Source organism: Ruegeria sp. AL1, assembly GCF_056540905.1.
Window position 1 is genome coordinate 25926 of sequence record NZ_JBQFXP010000005.1, and the last position, 15801, is coordinate 41726.

General features: G+C 54.6%; 15 protein-coding genes and 1 tRNA gene. 8 read left to right on the plus strand and 8 right to left on the minus strand.

Translation table 11 applies throughout. The annotated features are described in order from the left end of the window. Positions 1 to 85: 85 nt before the first annotated feature. Positions 86 to 1165, minus strand: coding sequence for a Gfo/Idh/MocA family protein (locus ACRZ9X_RS09245; RefSeq protein ID WP_480518054.1), 1080 nt, complete (start codon positions 1163 to 1165; stop codon positions 86 to 88). A 207-nt stretch (positions 1166 to 1372) separates the two neighbouring features. Here ACRZ9X_RS09245 and ACRZ9X_RS09250 point away from each other — a divergent pair, with 207 nt between their 5' ends. Then, the gene (locus ACRZ9X_RS09250) at positions 1373 to 2026 is read left to right on the plus strand and encodes a GntR family transcriptional regulator (protein ID WP_480518056.1); all 654 of its coding nucleotides are present in this window, start codon (positions 1373 to 1375) and stop codon (positions 2024 to 2026) included. 486 nt (positions 2027 to 2512) lie between these two features. Here the strand turns inward: ACRZ9X_RS09250 and ACRZ9X_RS09255 are convergent, their stop codons facing one another. Genes ACRZ9X_RS09255 through ACRZ9X_RS09270 form a run of 4 tightly spaced genes read right to left on the minus strand, consistent with a single transcriptional unit; the run spans position 2513 to position 5645 of the window. Further along, complete coding sequence (locus ACRZ9X_RS09255; protein WP_480518058.1) at positions 2513 to 3343, minus strand: 3-methyl-2-oxobutanoate hydroxymethyltransferase; 831 nt, start codon at positions 3341 to 3343, stop codon at positions 2513 to 2515. Positions 3344 to 3370: 27 nt separating this feature from the next. Next, positions 3371 to 4516: a fatty acid desaturase gene (locus ACRZ9X_RS09260; protein ID WP_480518060.1), complete on the minus strand. Its 1146-nt coding sequence runs from the start codon at positions 4514 to 4516 to the stop codon at positions 3371 to 3373. Next, positions 4494 to 4736 carry a hypothetical protein gene (locus ACRZ9X_RS09265; RefSeq protein WP_480518062.1) on the minus strand — a complete coding sequence of 81 codons (243 nt, stop codon included), beginning with the start codon at positions 4734 to 4736 and terminating at the stop codon, positions 4494 to 4496. Before ACRZ9X_RS09265 ends, ACRZ9X_RS09260 begins: the two co-directional genes overlap by 23 nt. Positions 4737 to 4751: 15 nt before the next feature. Continuing rightward, the gene (locus ACRZ9X_RS09270; RefSeq protein ID WP_480518064.1) at positions 4752 to 5645 is read right to left on the minus strand and encodes a phytanoyl-CoA dioxygenase family protein; all 894 of its coding nucleotides are present in this window, start codon (positions 5643 to 5645) and stop codon (positions 4752 to 4754) included. 103 nt (positions 5646 to 5748) lie between these two features. Between ACRZ9X_RS09270 and ACRZ9X_RS09275 the strand changes: the two genes are divergently transcribed. The 3 genes from ACRZ9X_RS09275 to ACRZ9X_RS09285 all read left to right on the plus strand — a co-directional run bounded on the left by ACRZ9X_RS09275 (position 5749) and on the right by ACRZ9X_RS09285 (position 10418). Further along, positions 5749 to 6756 carry a LacI family DNA-binding transcriptional regulator gene (locus ACRZ9X_RS09275; protein WP_480518066.1) on the plus strand — a complete coding sequence of 336 codons (1008 nt, stop codon included), beginning with the start codon at positions 5749 to 5751 and terminating at the stop codon, positions 6754 to 6756. A gap of 451 nt (positions 6757 to 7207) precedes the next feature. Then, the gene (locus tag ACRZ9X_RS09280; RefSeq protein ID WP_480518068.1) at positions 7208 to 7495 is read left to right on the plus strand and encodes a hypothetical protein; all 288 of its coding nucleotides are present in this window, start codon (positions 7208 to 7210) and stop codon (positions 7493 to 7495) included. Positions 7496 to 8234: 739 nt separating this feature from the next. Next, positions 8235 to 10418, plus strand: a complete 2184-nt coding sequence (locus tag ACRZ9X_RS09285; RefSeq protein WP_480518070.1) for an esterase-like activity of phytase family protein — start codon at positions 8235 to 8237, stop codon at positions 10416 to 10418. Positions 10419 to 10838: 420 nt separating this feature from the next. Here the strand turns inward: ACRZ9X_RS09285 and ACRZ9X_RS09290 are convergent, their stop codons facing one another. Beyond that, a complete protein-coding gene (locus tag ACRZ9X_RS09290; RefSeq protein ID WP_480518072.1) occupies positions 10839 to 11774 on the minus strand; it encodes a LysR family transcriptional regulator in 936 nt (311 codons plus the stop codon). Positions 11775 to 11911: 137 nt separating this feature from the next. On the opposite strand from ACRZ9X_RS09290, the gene ACRZ9X_RS09295 reads away from it, so the two are divergent. The 4 genes from ACRZ9X_RS09295 (at position 11912) to ACRZ9X_RS09310 (ending at position 14621) form a co-directional block, all read left to right on the plus strand. Continuing rightward, the gene (locus tag ACRZ9X_RS09295; RefSeq protein ID WP_480518074.1) at positions 11912 to 12574 is read left to right on the plus strand and encodes an alpha/beta hydrolase; all 663 of its coding nucleotides are present in this window, start codon (positions 11912 to 11914) and stop codon (positions 12572 to 12574) included. 106 nt (positions 12575 to 12680) lie between these two features. Continuing rightward, positions 12681 to 12935: a hypothetical protein gene (locus tag ACRZ9X_RS09300; RefSeq protein ID WP_480518076.1), complete on the plus strand. Its 255-nt coding sequence runs from the start codon at positions 12681 to 12683 to the stop codon at positions 12933 to 12935. A 106-nt stretch (positions 12936 to 13041) separates the two neighbouring features. Then, positions 13042 to 13581, plus strand: a complete 540-nt coding sequence (locus ACRZ9X_RS09305; protein WP_480518078.1) for a hypothetical protein — start codon at positions 13042 to 13044, stop codon at positions 13579 to 13581. Positions 13582 to 14156: 575 nt separating this feature from the next. Continuing rightward, positions 14157 to 14621: a hypothetical protein gene (locus ACRZ9X_RS09310; RefSeq protein ID WP_480518080.1), complete on the plus strand. Its 465-nt coding sequence runs from the start codon at positions 14157 to 14159 to the stop codon at positions 14619 to 14621. Positions 14622 to 14783: 162 nt separating this feature from the next. On the opposite strand, the gene ACRZ9X_RS09315 is transcribed toward ACRZ9X_RS09310, so the two are convergent. Together ACRZ9X_RS09315 and ACRZ9X_RS09320 are read right to left on the minus strand one after the other, a co-directional pair. Continuing rightward, on the minus strand, positions 14784 to 15269 hold the full coding sequence (locus ACRZ9X_RS09315) for a RidA family protein (RefSeq protein WP_480518082.1): 486 nt from the start codon (positions 15267 to 15269) through the stop codon (positions 14784 to 14786). A gap of 397 nt (positions 15270 to 15666) precedes the next feature. Beyond that, a tRNA-Ser gene (locus ACRZ9X_RS09320) sits at positions 15667 to 15756 on the minus strand. Positions 15757 to 15801: the final 45 nt, after the last annotated feature.

Here is a 15801-nt window from a genome sequence, read left to right on the forward strand (position 1 = left end):
ACATCATGAGCGTTTTTCTGTGATTCTCATTTTTGCCATTTTTATACATTTTTACAAGATTTTTTTAAAAATATATGATATTTTATTATGAGGCCGCTTTTACCTTTTCTGTCTGATAAACGCGCTCTATTCGGACGATCTCTCCGGTCCGACAGGAATTCTGAATAGCTTCAATGACTTGAAGCGTTCTAAAGCCTTCCCACCCCGATACAATCGGATCTACTTCGTGCCTTGCAACTTCAACAAAGTGACTGATTTGACGAACCAGAGGGTCAGAGGCCCCCTTCTTCAGCGCGGTTGATGAGATTGGCATCCACCAATCCCTTTGCTCGCTCTGGTAACTCCACAGTCGAAGATCGGGGACGGACAACGAACCATGAGAGCCGCCGATCATGTAGCTACTCTCAGTGGTCGACGGATAGATTGGATATTCCTGAGACGTCATCTCCCAGCTCCAGGGAGCAACGATGCTGTCGGACACACTTATGGTTCCTATCGCTCCGCTTTCAAACGTTAACAGTGCTCCTGCAACATCTTCGTTGTCATAACCGCGCAGCGATGCAGTCGACTGAGCCTGTACGGTCAAAACTTCTCCGGCCAGGTACCGCAGAAGATCCACATCGTGGACAAGATTGACCGAGATGGGCCCTGCACCGGGTTTCTTTCTCCAGGGCGCGGCATCAAAATACTCGTCTGGCTTATAGAACCAGCAGTTCGCATGGACAGCCCGCACATCTCCGATCTTCCCATCGACGATGGCTTCTTTCGCTGACCTGATCAGGGGATTGTGACGACGATGATGACCGACCATCAACGGCACATTGGTCTTCTCCGCTGCTTGAATAAGCTCCAGCGCAGCCGCGGCTTCCACGGCGATCGGTTTTTCGACGAGAACGGGACAACCGTGTCGAACACACGTGAGGCCTTGCTCGACATGAAGCGTGGTTGGGGTCGCAAGCACAGCTCCGTCCGGTGTCTGACTTGAGAACATGTCCTCAAGCGTTTCATAGCATGCGACCCCATGCTCAATGGCGTAAGCTCGGCCTTCATCGCTGGGGTCGACCGCAGCAACAAGATCAACATGACGCAAAGCTCGGATCGCGTCTGCGTGGCGGCGACCAACAAGGCCAAGGCCAACAATGGCAATGCGAAAGTTCTGAGACACTGTGTTTCCTTCCGGAAGGTTCGGACAACTCCGAAACCTGAATTTTCGATTGAGCGGCACCGCTCGCTTTGCCGCGACCGTATTTGGGTTTCTTCGATTCTGCAATAATATATGGTATTTTAAATTTTATCATATTTTAACTTAGATTGTTGGTGCCGTCAAAAAATGCTAATTGAACGATGAAAAAGAAAATATCAGGTGAAACGCATGGCGAAACAGCCGTCTACAATTGGTGCAAGCACCTATCAGCGCATCAAGCGGGATATCATCTTCGGAGAATTACAGCCCGGCTCAAAACTGAAGCTGGACGCCTTGAAGGAACGCTACTCTGCAAGCCTTTCGACACTTCGTGAAACCTTGAACAGGCTTGCCAGCGATGGTTTTGTCGAAGCTCCAGAACAACGGGGATTCCTGGTTTCACCGGTTTCACGAGAAGACCTGACCGAGATATCAGAACTGCGTGTCTTGTTGGAATGCCACGCATTGGAGTTGTCCATTGCAAACAGCGACACGGACTGGGAGGGAAACCTGGTTGCAGCACACCACAAACTTCACCTGATGGAACAGCAGCTTCTCAAGGGCGACGAGTCCGAGAAGGAAACCTGGAAACGATATGATTGGGAGTTTCACCAAGCGATGATCGCGGCCTGCAATTCCAAGAACCTTCTGTCTCTGCACTCGATCATCTACGATAAATATCTGCGGTATCAGATGCTCGTGCTGACCTATCGCGGTGAAGAGGCCGTCAAGGAGCACAAGGGCATGTTCGATGCCGCATTGGCCAGAGACGCCGATAAGGCCACGAAACTGTTGGAAAATCACATCCGAAACGGCCTCACCCACACGTTGGAGGCTATGTAAGGCGGAATGCTGATTACGTGCTTCGACGTCTTCAGGTCAATTTGGCGGGGGTCCGCTCAAAATTCTGCGTCAAAATCGAGAAGCCTGTGAAACGATCCAAACCTGCCTTTCACCCACCATTCAAAATGCTGTATTAGCGGTCCCCATCGCAAACATTCGCCGCAGGGGCGAATTCAAATGCGACCCGAACTGGAAATTTGCGGACGGATCGGACCGATGCATTTGCAGATATTGCTTGCGCAGCATTTGTTCGCATGTGCTGTGCCCCCATTGCTGTCTTGCGGCATGTGTCGCGAGACCGTTCATTGACAGCAGTGGAATTGGCCAGGATCGAAACTGTACATGTGCCGCAGTCTTGTTCGGCAACCGAGCCTGATCGACTCAGGGGCGCTGCAAACCACCACGCCCGCTGCGGGGTCTGCGGAAATTGGGAAGCGTGTTATGCTACATCTCTCAAAATCGGTTGTCACCTCCTTGTACGATTACTTAGACGCCGTCGGATTTACCTATCATTGTCGAAAACTTTTCAAACTCGTCGTCCGTGATCGCTGCAGTTTCGGCAAAGCCAGGGTAATCTCCGGAAATGGCAGCTTGGTGGAAAGCGGTCAGTGCGGTCCGGCGTTGAGTCCGGATCTGCTCCTGTAACGTGTGAAGATTGCCGAATGCGCGGGCGTGGCGCGGGCTTTCGGGCTGTTCACCGCAGATGTCGTTCTGGAACAGATAGATTATATCGGCACCGACGCCCGATCCGAGCGACGACGTAATCAGCGTTGTACGTTTGCTGATCTCAGCCATCACGCGGTCGCAGATCACCTCAGCCTCAACAGAAAAGGCGCCAGCATTCTCCATGTCGCGGAAAGATTGCCAAAGTGCCATAGCTTCGCCGGCCGTCTTGCCAATGGCGCGCAGGCCACCGTTCCAAGTCGACCGACGCGGAACGAGACCGAGGTGGCACATGACCGGGATTTGCTCTCGCGCCAGCAATTCGATGACGTGGGGACCTCGTGCGGTATAAACCGAGTCTGCGCCCTGTTTCATGGCCCGAAAGGCGGCCTTTAGCACATCATTTTCCGCCGGGTGATCCGGCATTGGGATCGTGGCGGTGTAAAAGTGATTTGGTGCACCGCGGCGGACCGCCTCGGCATTGACCGCGTTGCCCATCACCAGATCGATCCCGGCATCTGCCGCCGCCGCTGCCTCCTCTTCGGAATTGGCCGTGGTTTGGGTGAGTTTTCGGACACCCTTCAGCGCCTGAAGATCGGCGGCTGTGTAATTGCGCAACGAAAACTTCGCGTCCCAATCATAGATGCGCTTCATCCGAATTCTCCTGTTCAATTCCCAGCTCTATGCCAGCCCTTTCGGGGCCAGATCACCAATGGATTTTTCTTCGGCACCAGCCGTCTGCCGGCGAGTGGTTCTGGCCGATGCGGGCAATGGCGTGTCGAACGTATAGTCAGGTTCGGACTTCTGACGCTCCCAAGTGTCGAGCATTTCGCGCCATGCCTCGCGTAATGAGCGCGGCTCTGGCATGTCGGCTTTGATCTCTTCGGCCAGGAGCGGCAGGTTATAGCAAGGCACACCGGCGTACATATGGTGTTCGGTGTGCCAGTTCATGTGCCAATAGAGGAATTCGACAAATTTCGGCAGTCTAATGGAGCGCGTATTCTTGCGGAAATCCGTTGTCGCTTCGGTCAGCCCGCAATGCTGGGTCAGCCCGACGAAGTAGCTCAGCCAGTTTGCAATGTAACTTGGAAGCGTCAGGATCAGTGGCAATACCCATTGGCCCGTGGCAATCGCCACCACCAGAACGAGGCCATGAAACGCCAGTTGGATGCGCGACCACTCCATGGATTTACGGGCTTGGTCGGGTTGATCTTCGTGCAATGCATGAAGCCATTCGTTCGCGGGAACCTCACTTGAGGGCAGCTTCCCGACCGCATCCAGCATCGTAATCCAGATGGTCGACAAAATGCCACCCTTTCCAAAGGTACGCCCAGGCTGTGTCAGAAGGTTCAGCGTGAACATTTGCAAGAGGAAGGTTCGGCCCACATTCGGATGAACAGGCAACAGAACTTCGCGGTCGCCCTCGGGATGCAGTGTATAGCGGTGGTGATGGGTATGACTGGCAGCATAATCGAACGGGTTCCACCAACTGATCATGCTAAAAAGGTAAAGGAAGAAGTCGTTCAACCGCTTGCTCTGAAACACCGTACCGTGGCCCAGTTCATGCACGGCTGTTCCGCGAAAGAATGAGGCAATCGTGCCATGCGCAAAAAGAGCGATCGGAAACAGAAGCCACAGACCTTCTGCCCATGTCAGGTATACCGCGGCACCCGTCAGGCAGAACAAGGCGAAATGGCCGCCGGCTTGTATCCAGCCTTTCTTGTCGTCGCGCTTGGACAATTCGCGGAAGCGCTCGGGGCGCATCTTGGAGCGGTACCATTGCGGGTTCAGTGTATTTCTTACTTCAGAGAGCGGTTGAAAGGGCATGCTTTTCACCTTCAAGCTTGGCCGGTATGCCGCGAGACCAGGCGATCCCCAGGGACGCTATTTTCCGGTATGTCATGGCGAAACGAGCCGGTTCTCGCTGAAAGAACCCTTCAGGCTTTGACATGGTGCGTTTCTTGTCCGTTTCCTTCGACGCTGGCAGGTCCAAAATCGTGTAGTTGCGCATCGCCAGTTTGCGGGAGAAGCCAAAAATGCGGTTCATGGTACAATGCATTGCTCAAGCAAAGGCGCTTTTGGCGCCACCGGACTTTTGGACTTGAAAGATCGAGCTGATGTCGGCCGCCGGTGGGTAGGGTAGCCGAACCGGGACCTCCTTCATGCGCGGTTGCAGAACGGATTCGCCGATGATCAACCGTTCCAACAAGTCGTTCCATTGATCTTGCTGCGACAGGCGCTGAATGTAGGCCGACCCGCCCATAAGCGGCCAGGCATCTGCCGCGCAGCATTCATAGAACAGCATCAGCCTCGCACGATCAGATACATTCGGGGCCGAGCCGTGCAAGGTCCGCGCATGATGGACTGACATACTGCCGGCCTTGCCAGTGATCGTAACAGCCTTCTCGATCTGGAATTCCGGGTCAGATGGGTCCACTGCGCCGCAAAACACACCTTGCGTGCTGTTGTGGTCCAAAACCGGACCCTTGTGGGAACCCGGTATAACTTGAAGCGGGCCATTTTCTTCGGTGACGTCTTCCAGAAACACGCCTAAGGCCAACATGTCGTCATTCGTGTGGGGATAGAAGGCCCAGTCCTGATGCCATTCAACCGCCGCACCGCCCCCAGGCGCCTTTGCGTTCAGTTTAGATGTTTGCAGAACCGCGTTTGGTCCGACCAACTGTCGTAAGACCTCCGTAATCCCGGAGGCCGTCAAAACGTCCCAAAAGAATGGGTGCTGTTTATGTGGCAGTTTGATCCGGGTCAGCTTGGGATTCTCGGAACAATGACCTTCGTCCAAGTCATAGACGTCGTTGCTTTCAGTGACATACCGTGAGCGGTCTATGAACTCATGCGTGATATCCTGCATGCGTTGAAGCTGTTCAGGCGTCACAACATCTTCGACATGAAGATAGCCATTTTCGAAGTAGAACTCGATCTGTTCCTTTTTGAGCATTCTGGTTCCTCTCTGCGACGTTTCTGGTATCGATACCATTCTTGATTTGGTATCGATACCAAGTCAACTAGGTCAGTTAATGAGCCAACGTAGGAGACGAGCCTTGGGCAAAGGCAAATGGGTTACAATGAAGGATGTCGCCGATCGTGCGGGCGTGGGAACGATCACCGTGTCCCGTGTTCTGCGAACCCCCGAAAAAGTCTCAGTAGCAAAACGCAAGCGGGTTCAAAAAGCGATCGAGGAGCTCGGGTACCTCCCCGACAACACGGCCGGGGCGCTTTCATCTAGCAAGAGCCGAGTGTTTGGAGCCATCGTATCCACAGTAAATGAATCTGTGTTTGCACAGACTTTGGACGGCCTATCGAACACCCTGCGAGCAGCCGGATATGAACTGTTTCTGACCAGCACCAACTATGATCCGGACGTGGAAGAAGACGCATTGCGCGCGCTGCTCGCCCGCCGCCCGGATGGCATTGTTCTAACAAGCACGTCCCATTCTGCGGGGGTCACAAAACTCCTCAAGTCTGTGAATATCCCCGTTGTCGAAATTTGGCAGTTGCCGTCTCAGCCCCTGGACATCGCCGTTGGCTTTTCGAATTTTGAAGCCGGATACGATATGGCGCGTCATTTGACCGACGCTGGCAAAAAAAAGATCAGTTTTCTTGGAGGCCATGAGCCACAAAATGAGCGCGGGCACCGTCGCCGAAACGGGTACATCGCTGCGCTTAGGGATGCTGGCTTGGCACCGATCATGTGGCCAGACGAAGATCAAGACCTGTCCTCCGGAATTGAACTTGGCGCTGCATTTTTTGAAGGTTGCCTGAAGGCAAATCCTGATATCGACGCGGTCATGTGTGTAAGCGATCAGGTGGCGGTCGGTGTTATTTGCGAGGCTAGGAGACGTGGGGTTGATGTCCCCGGAGATCTTGCCGTTACCGGCTTTGGTGGGTTTGAACTGGCAATGCCAACTGGCTTTGACCTAACCACCATTGACGTTCCCGGACTGGAAATCGGAGTAGAAACTGCCAAAGCGCTTCTCGATCCCGAAGCGGCAAGAGTCAACAAGATCAAGGACCTTGGCTTCAAATTGATCGAGCGCGGGACAACTTAGGAACGTGGTCGGACGTTTTGCTTTGTGTAAAAAAGGAGCGCTACGTCCCCTGTCTCTCGCGTTGCCTGGCGATATCTGCTGTGCCTTGCGCGAATGACCGCGTTTTTTGGCACATTTCGGAGCTCAAAATAATGCGCTCGCGGTAAGTTCTGTGCTGCGTGCGCACGCAGCGAGAAATTCGAACTAGGAAGCAGAGCAGCATCTTGTCGATGCTGGATAGTTCAATCAGGCCTGTACGGCCCTTTGCAGACGTTAAGAATTGTTTGAACCGCCGCATCACAGCGTTCCTAAAGCAGTCGTTGGATTTGCTTCGTATCATTGTTTAGGGTCAAGAAACGGGTCATTTGGAATACCCACAATTCGTCTCAAGCCGTACCCGACGATCAGGGTTGTACCGGCACTTTTGGGCCGATGAAAGCCTTCCAGTGGCCTTGTTCGATCATGCGTGCTGGTGGCGCGACGCAGCGGTCATTTCATTGCAAGCCCGTGGAAAGCCTATCGCGTTGTCTACGCCAGCCAAAGCGTCTCTGGTGTGATTGCAGCAGTAGAAGCCGGGATCGCAGTGGGTTTGCTCGGTCGCTCCTCGCTGCACGGTGGTCTATCGGTGGTTAACGATGCATTGGGCCTCGGAAACACGCTTGCCTCAAAGCTGGTTATGGCATCCAGCAAGCCGAAAGACCAAGTGCCTCAGGACGCTATGAAAGCCGCGATCCGAGCCGCATTTATGGCCAGCCCATGAAAAGACCGACCTTCGCTACGCTACGTCGAATGGGCAGGCCGGGTTCAGACCAGTCTTCTGAAGGTTTCTGTAGGTCAACAGGTCGGTCCGGATGGCATCAAGGCCAGCCTAGCGGACTTTACCGCAATTTGGCAACCTGGCGCTGAACGACTGCTTTAGGTGCATCGCGACCGCAGTGAAAAACAGCGAAGATAGGGAGGCTAAATCCGACGCAGATGCACTGCCGCAGGTTGAGTGAATAAAATGCACACATTGCGTGGAGTTGAATTGGTGAAAGAATGCTTCGACCGAGACGACTTGCATAATCAAACGACATAGCCGACGTTTTGAAACGGATCTGGAAACACCCTGTCTCACAGACAGTTAAAGGCTGCGTTGCAGAATGAGGTCAATACGGACTCAAACCGGGCTTACTGCGCGTTCGCACAACCAGATGGTACGATCTCTCGTCAACGTCGCGGCGGGGTGTGGCGGATCGGAGAAATGTGCGCGCTTGAACGAGATTGTCACAGTTGGCTCTTGTCCAAACATGGGACGCAATCGACAAGATTATCTCGTCTCGGGTAAGGATGCCGAAAACTTGCTACACGACTTTTCAACTGACGCGGTTTGAATTGGCCCGCGCAATCGGCGGTGACCTACTTTTTTGCGGTTGTCACCAAACTGAATCCTAACCGTCACAAAACCGCAATGAACCACGGCCATGCCACTCTCATCCAAGTGAGAGAGGAACCCACCGATGTCATTGCGCTGTGTCTGCCTGACATCTGCCCTAGCCTTGACCGCCGGTCAGGCCATGGCAGAGATGAATTTCAACCGAATTGCATCCTTCCCCGTTGTCAAAAACATGGCCGAGGGCGCGGATACCGCGCGTGAAACCTCGCCAGAAATCATCGCGGCGACTGCGGACGGTATGACGCTGGTTTACACCGACAGCCCGCTGGGCGTGATCGGTATGGTTGATATCACCGACCCCGCAAACCCTGCCCCCTTGGGCGCGATGGAGGTGGGTGGTGAGCCGACCTCGGTTGAGGTCGTTGGCGCGACGGCCTTTGTTGGCGTGAATACATCCGAAAGCTACACGGCTCCTTCGGGCAAGCTGATCTCGGTCGATATCGCTGGCAAGGTTGAAACCGGTGCATGCGACTTGGGTGGTCAGCCCGATAGTGTCGCCATCGCCCCCGATGGCAGCTTTGTCGCCGTGGCGATCGAGAACGAGCGTGACGAAGACCTGAACGACGGCATCATCCCGCAGCTGCCCGCCGGGTCGCTGGCTCTGGTGCCGCTGAAAGATGGCGCGCTGGATTGTGCGGGTATGACCATGGCCGCTCTGACCGGTCTGGCCGAGGTTGCCCCGACCGACCCCGAGCCGGAGTTCGTAGACATCAACAGCCTTGGTGAGACTGTCGTTACCCTGCAGGAAAACAACCACATCGCGGTTGTTGGCAAGAACGGCACCGTGATCAGCCATTTCTCGGCCGGGGCGGTTGATCTGGAGGGCATCGACGCCACCGACGAACGCGGCGCGCTGATCTTCACCGAAAGCCAGCCGGGCCGCCTGCGCGAGCCCGACGCGGTGAAATGGATTGATGACAACCACTTCGCCACCGCCAACGAAGGCGACTATGAAGGCGGATCGCGAGGTTGGACCATCTTCCACAAAGACGGCACCGTTGTTTATGAAAACGGCACCGAGTTCGAGAAAGCCATCATCCAGATCGGTCATTACCCTGACAAACGGTCCGACAGCAAAGGCGTTGAGCCGGAAAGCGTAACCGCAGCCACCTTCGGCGGTACTCCGATGATCTTTGTGGGTGCCGAGCGTGCCTCGGTCGTGGGGGTCTATGACGCCACCGATCCTGCGAACCCGGTGCTGAAGCAACTGCTGCCCTCGGGCGTTGGCCCGGAAGGATATGTGGCGATCCCGGACCGCAACCTGCTGATCTCGGCCAACGAAAAGGACCTGATCGAAGACGGTGGTCCGCGCGCGCATGTGTCGATCTTCGAGTATCAGGATGCCCCCGCCGCCTATCCGCATCTGACCTCCGCTGGCGCGGATGAGTTGATCGGATGGGGTGCTCTGTCCGGTCTGGTCGCGGATGAGGACGGCATGATTTATGCGGTCAATGACAGCTTCTACGGCTTCCAGCCTTCGATCTTCAAAATCGACCCCAGCAAGACCCCGGCCCGCATCGTAGACGTGATCCGTATCCACCGTCAGGACGGCAACCCGGCGCAGAAACTGGACCTTGAAGGCATCACGCTGGACGGCAAGGGTGGCTTTTACGTCGCCTCCGAAGGCCGCACCGACCGTGTGATCCCGCACGCGATCTATCATGTCGGCGCGGAAGGTCTGATCAAGGACCGCAAGGGCGAAATCGGCCTGCCTGCCGAGTTGATGGCGGTCGAGAAACGCTTTGGCTTCGAGGGCATCACGAAGGTCGGCGACACGCTGTGGATGGCGGTTCAGCGCGAGTGGAAAGACGACCCGGAAAACCGCGTGAAACTGGTGGCTTACAATCTGGAAAGCGGCGAATGGGGTGCCGTGCACTATCCCAAGGCAGACCCGGAAAAGGGCTGGGTTGGTCTGTCGGAAATCGTGGCCTATGGCGATCATGTCTATGTCATCGAACGCGACAACCAGCATGACCATCGCGCCGTAACCAAAAAGGTCTATCGAATCCCGCTGTCGGAAATGACCCCAGCCCCGCTGGGCGGTGAACTGCCTGTTGTCAGCAAGCAAGAGGTCCGCGACCTGCTGCCCGACCTGACCTCGACCGGCGGCTACGTTCTGGACAAGATCGAAGGTCTTGCCATCCTGCCCTCGGGCGAGGCGTTTGTGATGACCGACAATGACGGCGTCGACGATGCCTCGGGCGAAACGATGTTCTGGTCGATCGGGTCGGTGACGGCTGGGAACTAGGTCAACCTAAGCGCAGTGTCGCTGCTCTTGGGTCACACCAAGATTGACAGTACCGTCCGTTACGTCGGCGTTGCGCTTGAAGATACGTTGGCCATTTCGGAAGTCATTGAAATCTGACCAATAGGGCCGCCTTCGCGGGCGGCCCATTGTTGCCGTTCGACCCTGGTCGCCTTCGCTGCGGTGCGGCCTGCCAAAACTACCGTTCGCTGAAATCGTAAAGCTGGAAAGTAGACGATGATTTGGAGCAAGGCTCTGAGCAGAGATGTGACGGTAATGGTCGATGTTGCGACTCAATCCAACAAAACAGCAATTGTGGGATTGTGCGATTTGTTGGAACCCAAAAGGGGGTGATGATTTGGATGGGATTTATGTACTTCGAGGTTCTCACGTGCAAACCATCACCCCGGCCCGAACATCTGATCAGTCGGACTTGGTGATCTCCAATGCTTGTTCCCTCAGCCAATTGACCGCTGGATTGAAGCGGCTGCGCTCGTGGCGGACCAGGTAATAAGGAAAACCGCAACTTGGTTGAAACGGCGCTGAACAAAGAGAGGTCAATTTCTGGACTTGCTTTGCCAGCCGCTTGGGGACAGCTGCAACCGCATCCGTCTGCCCTACCAGAAATGGCAGTGTGGTGAAGTAGGGCTGCTGGAATACGGTCTTCGACCCGTCTCCGTCTTGCCGCATGATCGTATCCGGTTTCAAACCTGTAGTACCCGGAAAACTGAACTCGATTAACCGATAAGGCGACACGTCTTGCGGCGTAAGAGTCCGTTTTGATCCTGCATGTTCCTCAAGCGCGTGGCCTTGTCGGAAGAGGACTTCGTAGGTTTCATCAAATAGCTTTTGAACAAGCAAATCGTCCCTGGCATCCAAATCCGCGTATAGCAGCAGATCAATTGCTCCTTTTTCCAAATCACTAAAGCTTTGCGGCACCAGCGTCGAGACATCGAACCGTAAGGCTGGTGCGGTAATGGCAAAGGCGTCCATCATCGGTCCCAGGACCGCCGCGACGCCGTAATCAGTCGAGGCGATGCGGTAGCAATGGCTGGACTGTGCCGGATCAAAGACAGATGGTTTGAAGACGTCAGCTATCGCCAACAGTGCGGCATCGACCGGTTCATTCAGGCCCAGAGCATGATCCGTTAACTGATATCCAGACTGCGTTCGGATCAGCACCGGGTCACCAATCAGGTCGCGTACCCGCGCGAGGATTCGACTGGCGGCAGGCTGGCTGATCCCCAGATGCATAGCCGTGCGTGTCACGCTGCTCGTGCGAAGCAGGAGTTGCAGAAACCGAAGAGTCCGCAAATCCAGAGAAGTTAGACCATCATTCACTTTATGCATGACCGCCATATTATCTGTGTCATCCCAATTATGCCGATTGCGAGCTAACTGACAAGCAAGCCCAACCGGGCCCCTCCGATCAGGCGTTCTGCCCATGATCGTTTGGGTGCGGGGGCCATCAAATTGACTACGAAAGGACAGCGACAATGATTACACGACGCGTGTTCAACCCAATTGCCATCGCAACACCTGTGACCGGAGCTCTCGCAGCCATGTCCAGTGCCGCGGCGTCGTCCGGTGACACAGATCAATCGTCACTTGGCTCTTATGATATTCAAACAGTGTCCTTTGACAGTTCTGGGGAAACCCTTGTTGGAAAGCTGCTGATACCCGCATCGGAAGGACCTCACCCGGCAGTCGTGATCATCGGGCCTGTTGCATTCGTCAAGGAACAGTCACCGGTGCAATATGCGACCCGCCTGGCATCGCGCGGGCTGGCCGTTCTGATATTCGATCCACGCTTTCACGGGGAAAGCTCAGGCACACCCCGACGCTACGAGTCTGGTGAAGCCAAGGTTGAGGACTGCCAAGCCGCCCTCGGTTTTCTCGTAAACCAGGAAGGCATCGATGCAAACCGGCTTCATCTTCTCGGGATCTGTCAGGGCGTCAACTGGGCGATTGAAACAGCAGTGACAGATGATCGCGTGGCCTCTCTCGGGGTTGTCGCGGGCCACTATCTGACCGCAGAGACCGCAAGAATGTACCTTGGCAGTGATGCCGTAGTTCAAGCGCGCATGAAACGCGACCCAAGCCGCCGCCGATTTCGCAAAAACAGGGGAAGCGAGCTACATTCCAATCGTCGGTTCTGAGGATGCCCTTCTGACAGCGACAGCCATTGCAGACTGGTACCTGCCCTGGGACAACAGGGCCCCTTGGCTGGCTTTCAAAGGGGTTTGGGAAAACCGCATCACTGCGATGAGCGAAGCGGGCATTTGGGGCTGGCGGATCGACGAAACAGCCCCTCAACTGAGTCTGCCAGTATTGATGATCCACGGCGACAGAGCTGCAAGCGGCCCCGACATTCCCCGCCGCATTTTTGAAGATATCGGGTCAGAGCAGAAGACATTGCATTGGATCGACGGCGCCAATCAGCTTCAATTTTACGAAGACCCGCTGATCATTGACGCCGCCGTCAACGCGCTTGTTCCGCATTTTCTGGCCTTCGGGTGAAGCCTTTGATGCAGACCGCTTGGTTCGTTGCGGCTGCCCCGGAGCAATCATTGCCGGAAAAACGGGCGGCAACATCAATGCGTAATCACACAGGAGAATTATTGAGATGAAAGTTCTTTCGTTATTGGTCGCTTGCACCGCGGCCTTCCCTGCTGTCGCCGAACAGGAGCTGCCGCCCTTTACCGAAGCGGTTTTGCCGATGGGAAACGATGTCTATGCCGTATCGATTGGACCGGGAGGGCCAGATGAAGAGTTCGGCTCGGACGCCACTAATGGCGGGCTTTATAAGCTCACTCCTGACGGCGCGACCGAGGAAATTGAACTCTCGGATGGGCAAGGCCTGCGTAACCCGACAGGAATGGTGCGCTCTGGCAACCAGATTGTCATTGTGGATGGCAATGAGATCATCTCTACCGCGTTGGATGGCACGATAAACTGGCGGCAGGCTCTCGATGACGATGAAGTCTTTCTCTACGATATCGAAGCCCTCGACGACGACACCCTTCTCGTGAGTGATTTTGGGCGCGGCGCATTCCTATCAGTCGCAACCCAAACCGGACAAAATCAACCTTACCTCGGCGATTTGCGCATCAGTGGGCTCGCCCGCTTTGCGATTACAGAGACAGGGATTTACGCGGTATCCTAGGGCAGCGACGACGCCTGGGACAGTGCATTATATTGGGTTCCGCATACAGACAACGGGGATACCGCTGTGATTGTTTCAAACGGTTTCGGTAACTTGGAATCCGTTGGAATCGTTAACGACACAGTTGTTGTCGGAGGATATCGGGGTCACGAAGAGTATCCGAATTCGAAGCTTTTGCGCGTTGCAACTGATGGGACCATTCATCCGCTGAGCGCCGGGGCTCATTCGCGTGGGATTTCCGATATTCACTTCGATGGGTCGTCAATATGGCTGACTTATTTCTATGACGCATCCTATGCAGAATTGCCGTCTCAGGCGGTACAAAAACTCGACTAATAGACGGTTTCCATGGCACCAGACTTCCACCTTTAGCATATACACTGGGAGCTAACTGGCGGCCCAAAGCCGACCTAAACAGCTTGGTCAAGATGCTGCGGCGCGGCCCTTCGAACCGGACACTCGTTGCGAACGCGAAACTTGAGGCCAATTGAATTCACAGTTTGCGGGACAAGGCGTCAATTCGCTGCGGTTGCGCGAATGTCGGCTCAACAGATATTTGCTGCAAGATTGAGACCTTGAAAGACACCAAGGAAATTGGCACAGCTTGGAACATGGATTCAATTCTTAAGCCGTTTTTTGCGTTGGTCTGTTGTGCAGTAGCGTTCTTTTTCTGGTTCGTTCAACCGGACCGTTTTTTTTTAGACGACCTTGAACAAGAGATAGAGACCACGAGTTTCGACGACATCACGAGGCGTATGGGGGAATTTGGTTTCAAGTCTCAAACACTGACATACTTCGCTCTGGCTGACCGCTTTTCTCGTGGTGACGGTTCGCACCCGATAGTGTTTATGAGTTCAGGAGTTCGCCAAAGGTTTCTGAATTTGTGTCCTATAGAGTGCCGGGTGACGACGTCAGAGAAGCGGGAAGTGGTTCCGCTCCTCGGCATGGACCGCAGCTATAAGTTTCATACTGTATCTACCGATACGGGCAGAAACGAGGTACTTCCTGACCACGCTTTTTGGATATTGTATGTACCATAATTGCACCGCCGTGGCGGTTGATTGGAGACGATTGACCAAGGAAGCTGCCGTTCGCCCAATGCGCAGCCTTGGTCAAAATGGGCTCAAAGCGGTCATTCAACGATTTTGGTTGGCTTTTGTCATTCGAACGACTGCATAGCGGACTATGCCGTCGCAGGAATGTCAGGCAGAGATCATGACTTCGCCCTCAATTTCCATTGCGAACCCGAGCGGGAGTCCAGACACACCGATAGCAGAACGCGCATGGCGACCGATGTCTGGGCCGAATACCTCAATGATCAAATCGCTAAAGCCATTTACCACAATATGTTGATCCGAGTATCCGGGCGCAGATGTCACCATACCAAAGACGCGGACCCATCCAACAATTTTTGACAGCTCGCCGATTTCTGCTTTCAGGTTAGCCAGTACCGTTAGCGCCACTTCGCGGGCCTCAGCATACGCTTGATCCGTAGTAATTTCGGCGCCGACAACTCCAAAGGGCCCGGCCAGACTACCATCCATTGCGTTTTTTGGGTGACCTGAGAAAAGTGCTCGGTCACCTCTGACATTAACAAATTCGAAGGGTATGTGCAGGCCATCCGGTAACTTGGTAGGCGCAGGCAATTTCAAGCCCAATTCTTCTAGCCTACTTTCTGGCGTCGACATAGTAATCCCTCCAACTCGTGCATGACCTGCAAGCTAGGCGGAAAGAATACCAATGTCATCATCGGGCTCAAAGCAGTCATCTTGTGGATTTAGTTGGTCTATATCGCTCCAACGACGGCACAGTTGGACGAAGCCCCAACGTCTCGCAACACGTCCCCATCGTTTCGTCTGGCACACTAGTCAAAAAGTCCAAATACCCCGCGCTTGGTATGCGTGGGGTATAAACAAAACAGCGCGGCGCGCAGGTGAGGCCGGGGCGTGGGGTGCGACATTCCGACACGGCAGATGCTTGGCGGGGTCTCTCAGTGGATGCCGAGCAATGCGAAATCCTATAAGGGGGCAGATACGGGGGCTGAGAGTATCGGGGTTCACTAATTCATTGTTTTTATGAGAAAAATGGCGGAGACGAAGGGATTCGAACCCTCGAGACGATTCCTCGCCTACTCCCTTAGCAGGGGAGCGCCTTCGACCACTCGGCCACGTCTCCGCTGGCCGGTATATCCTTGGCTGTGATCCAGTTACAAGGCGATTT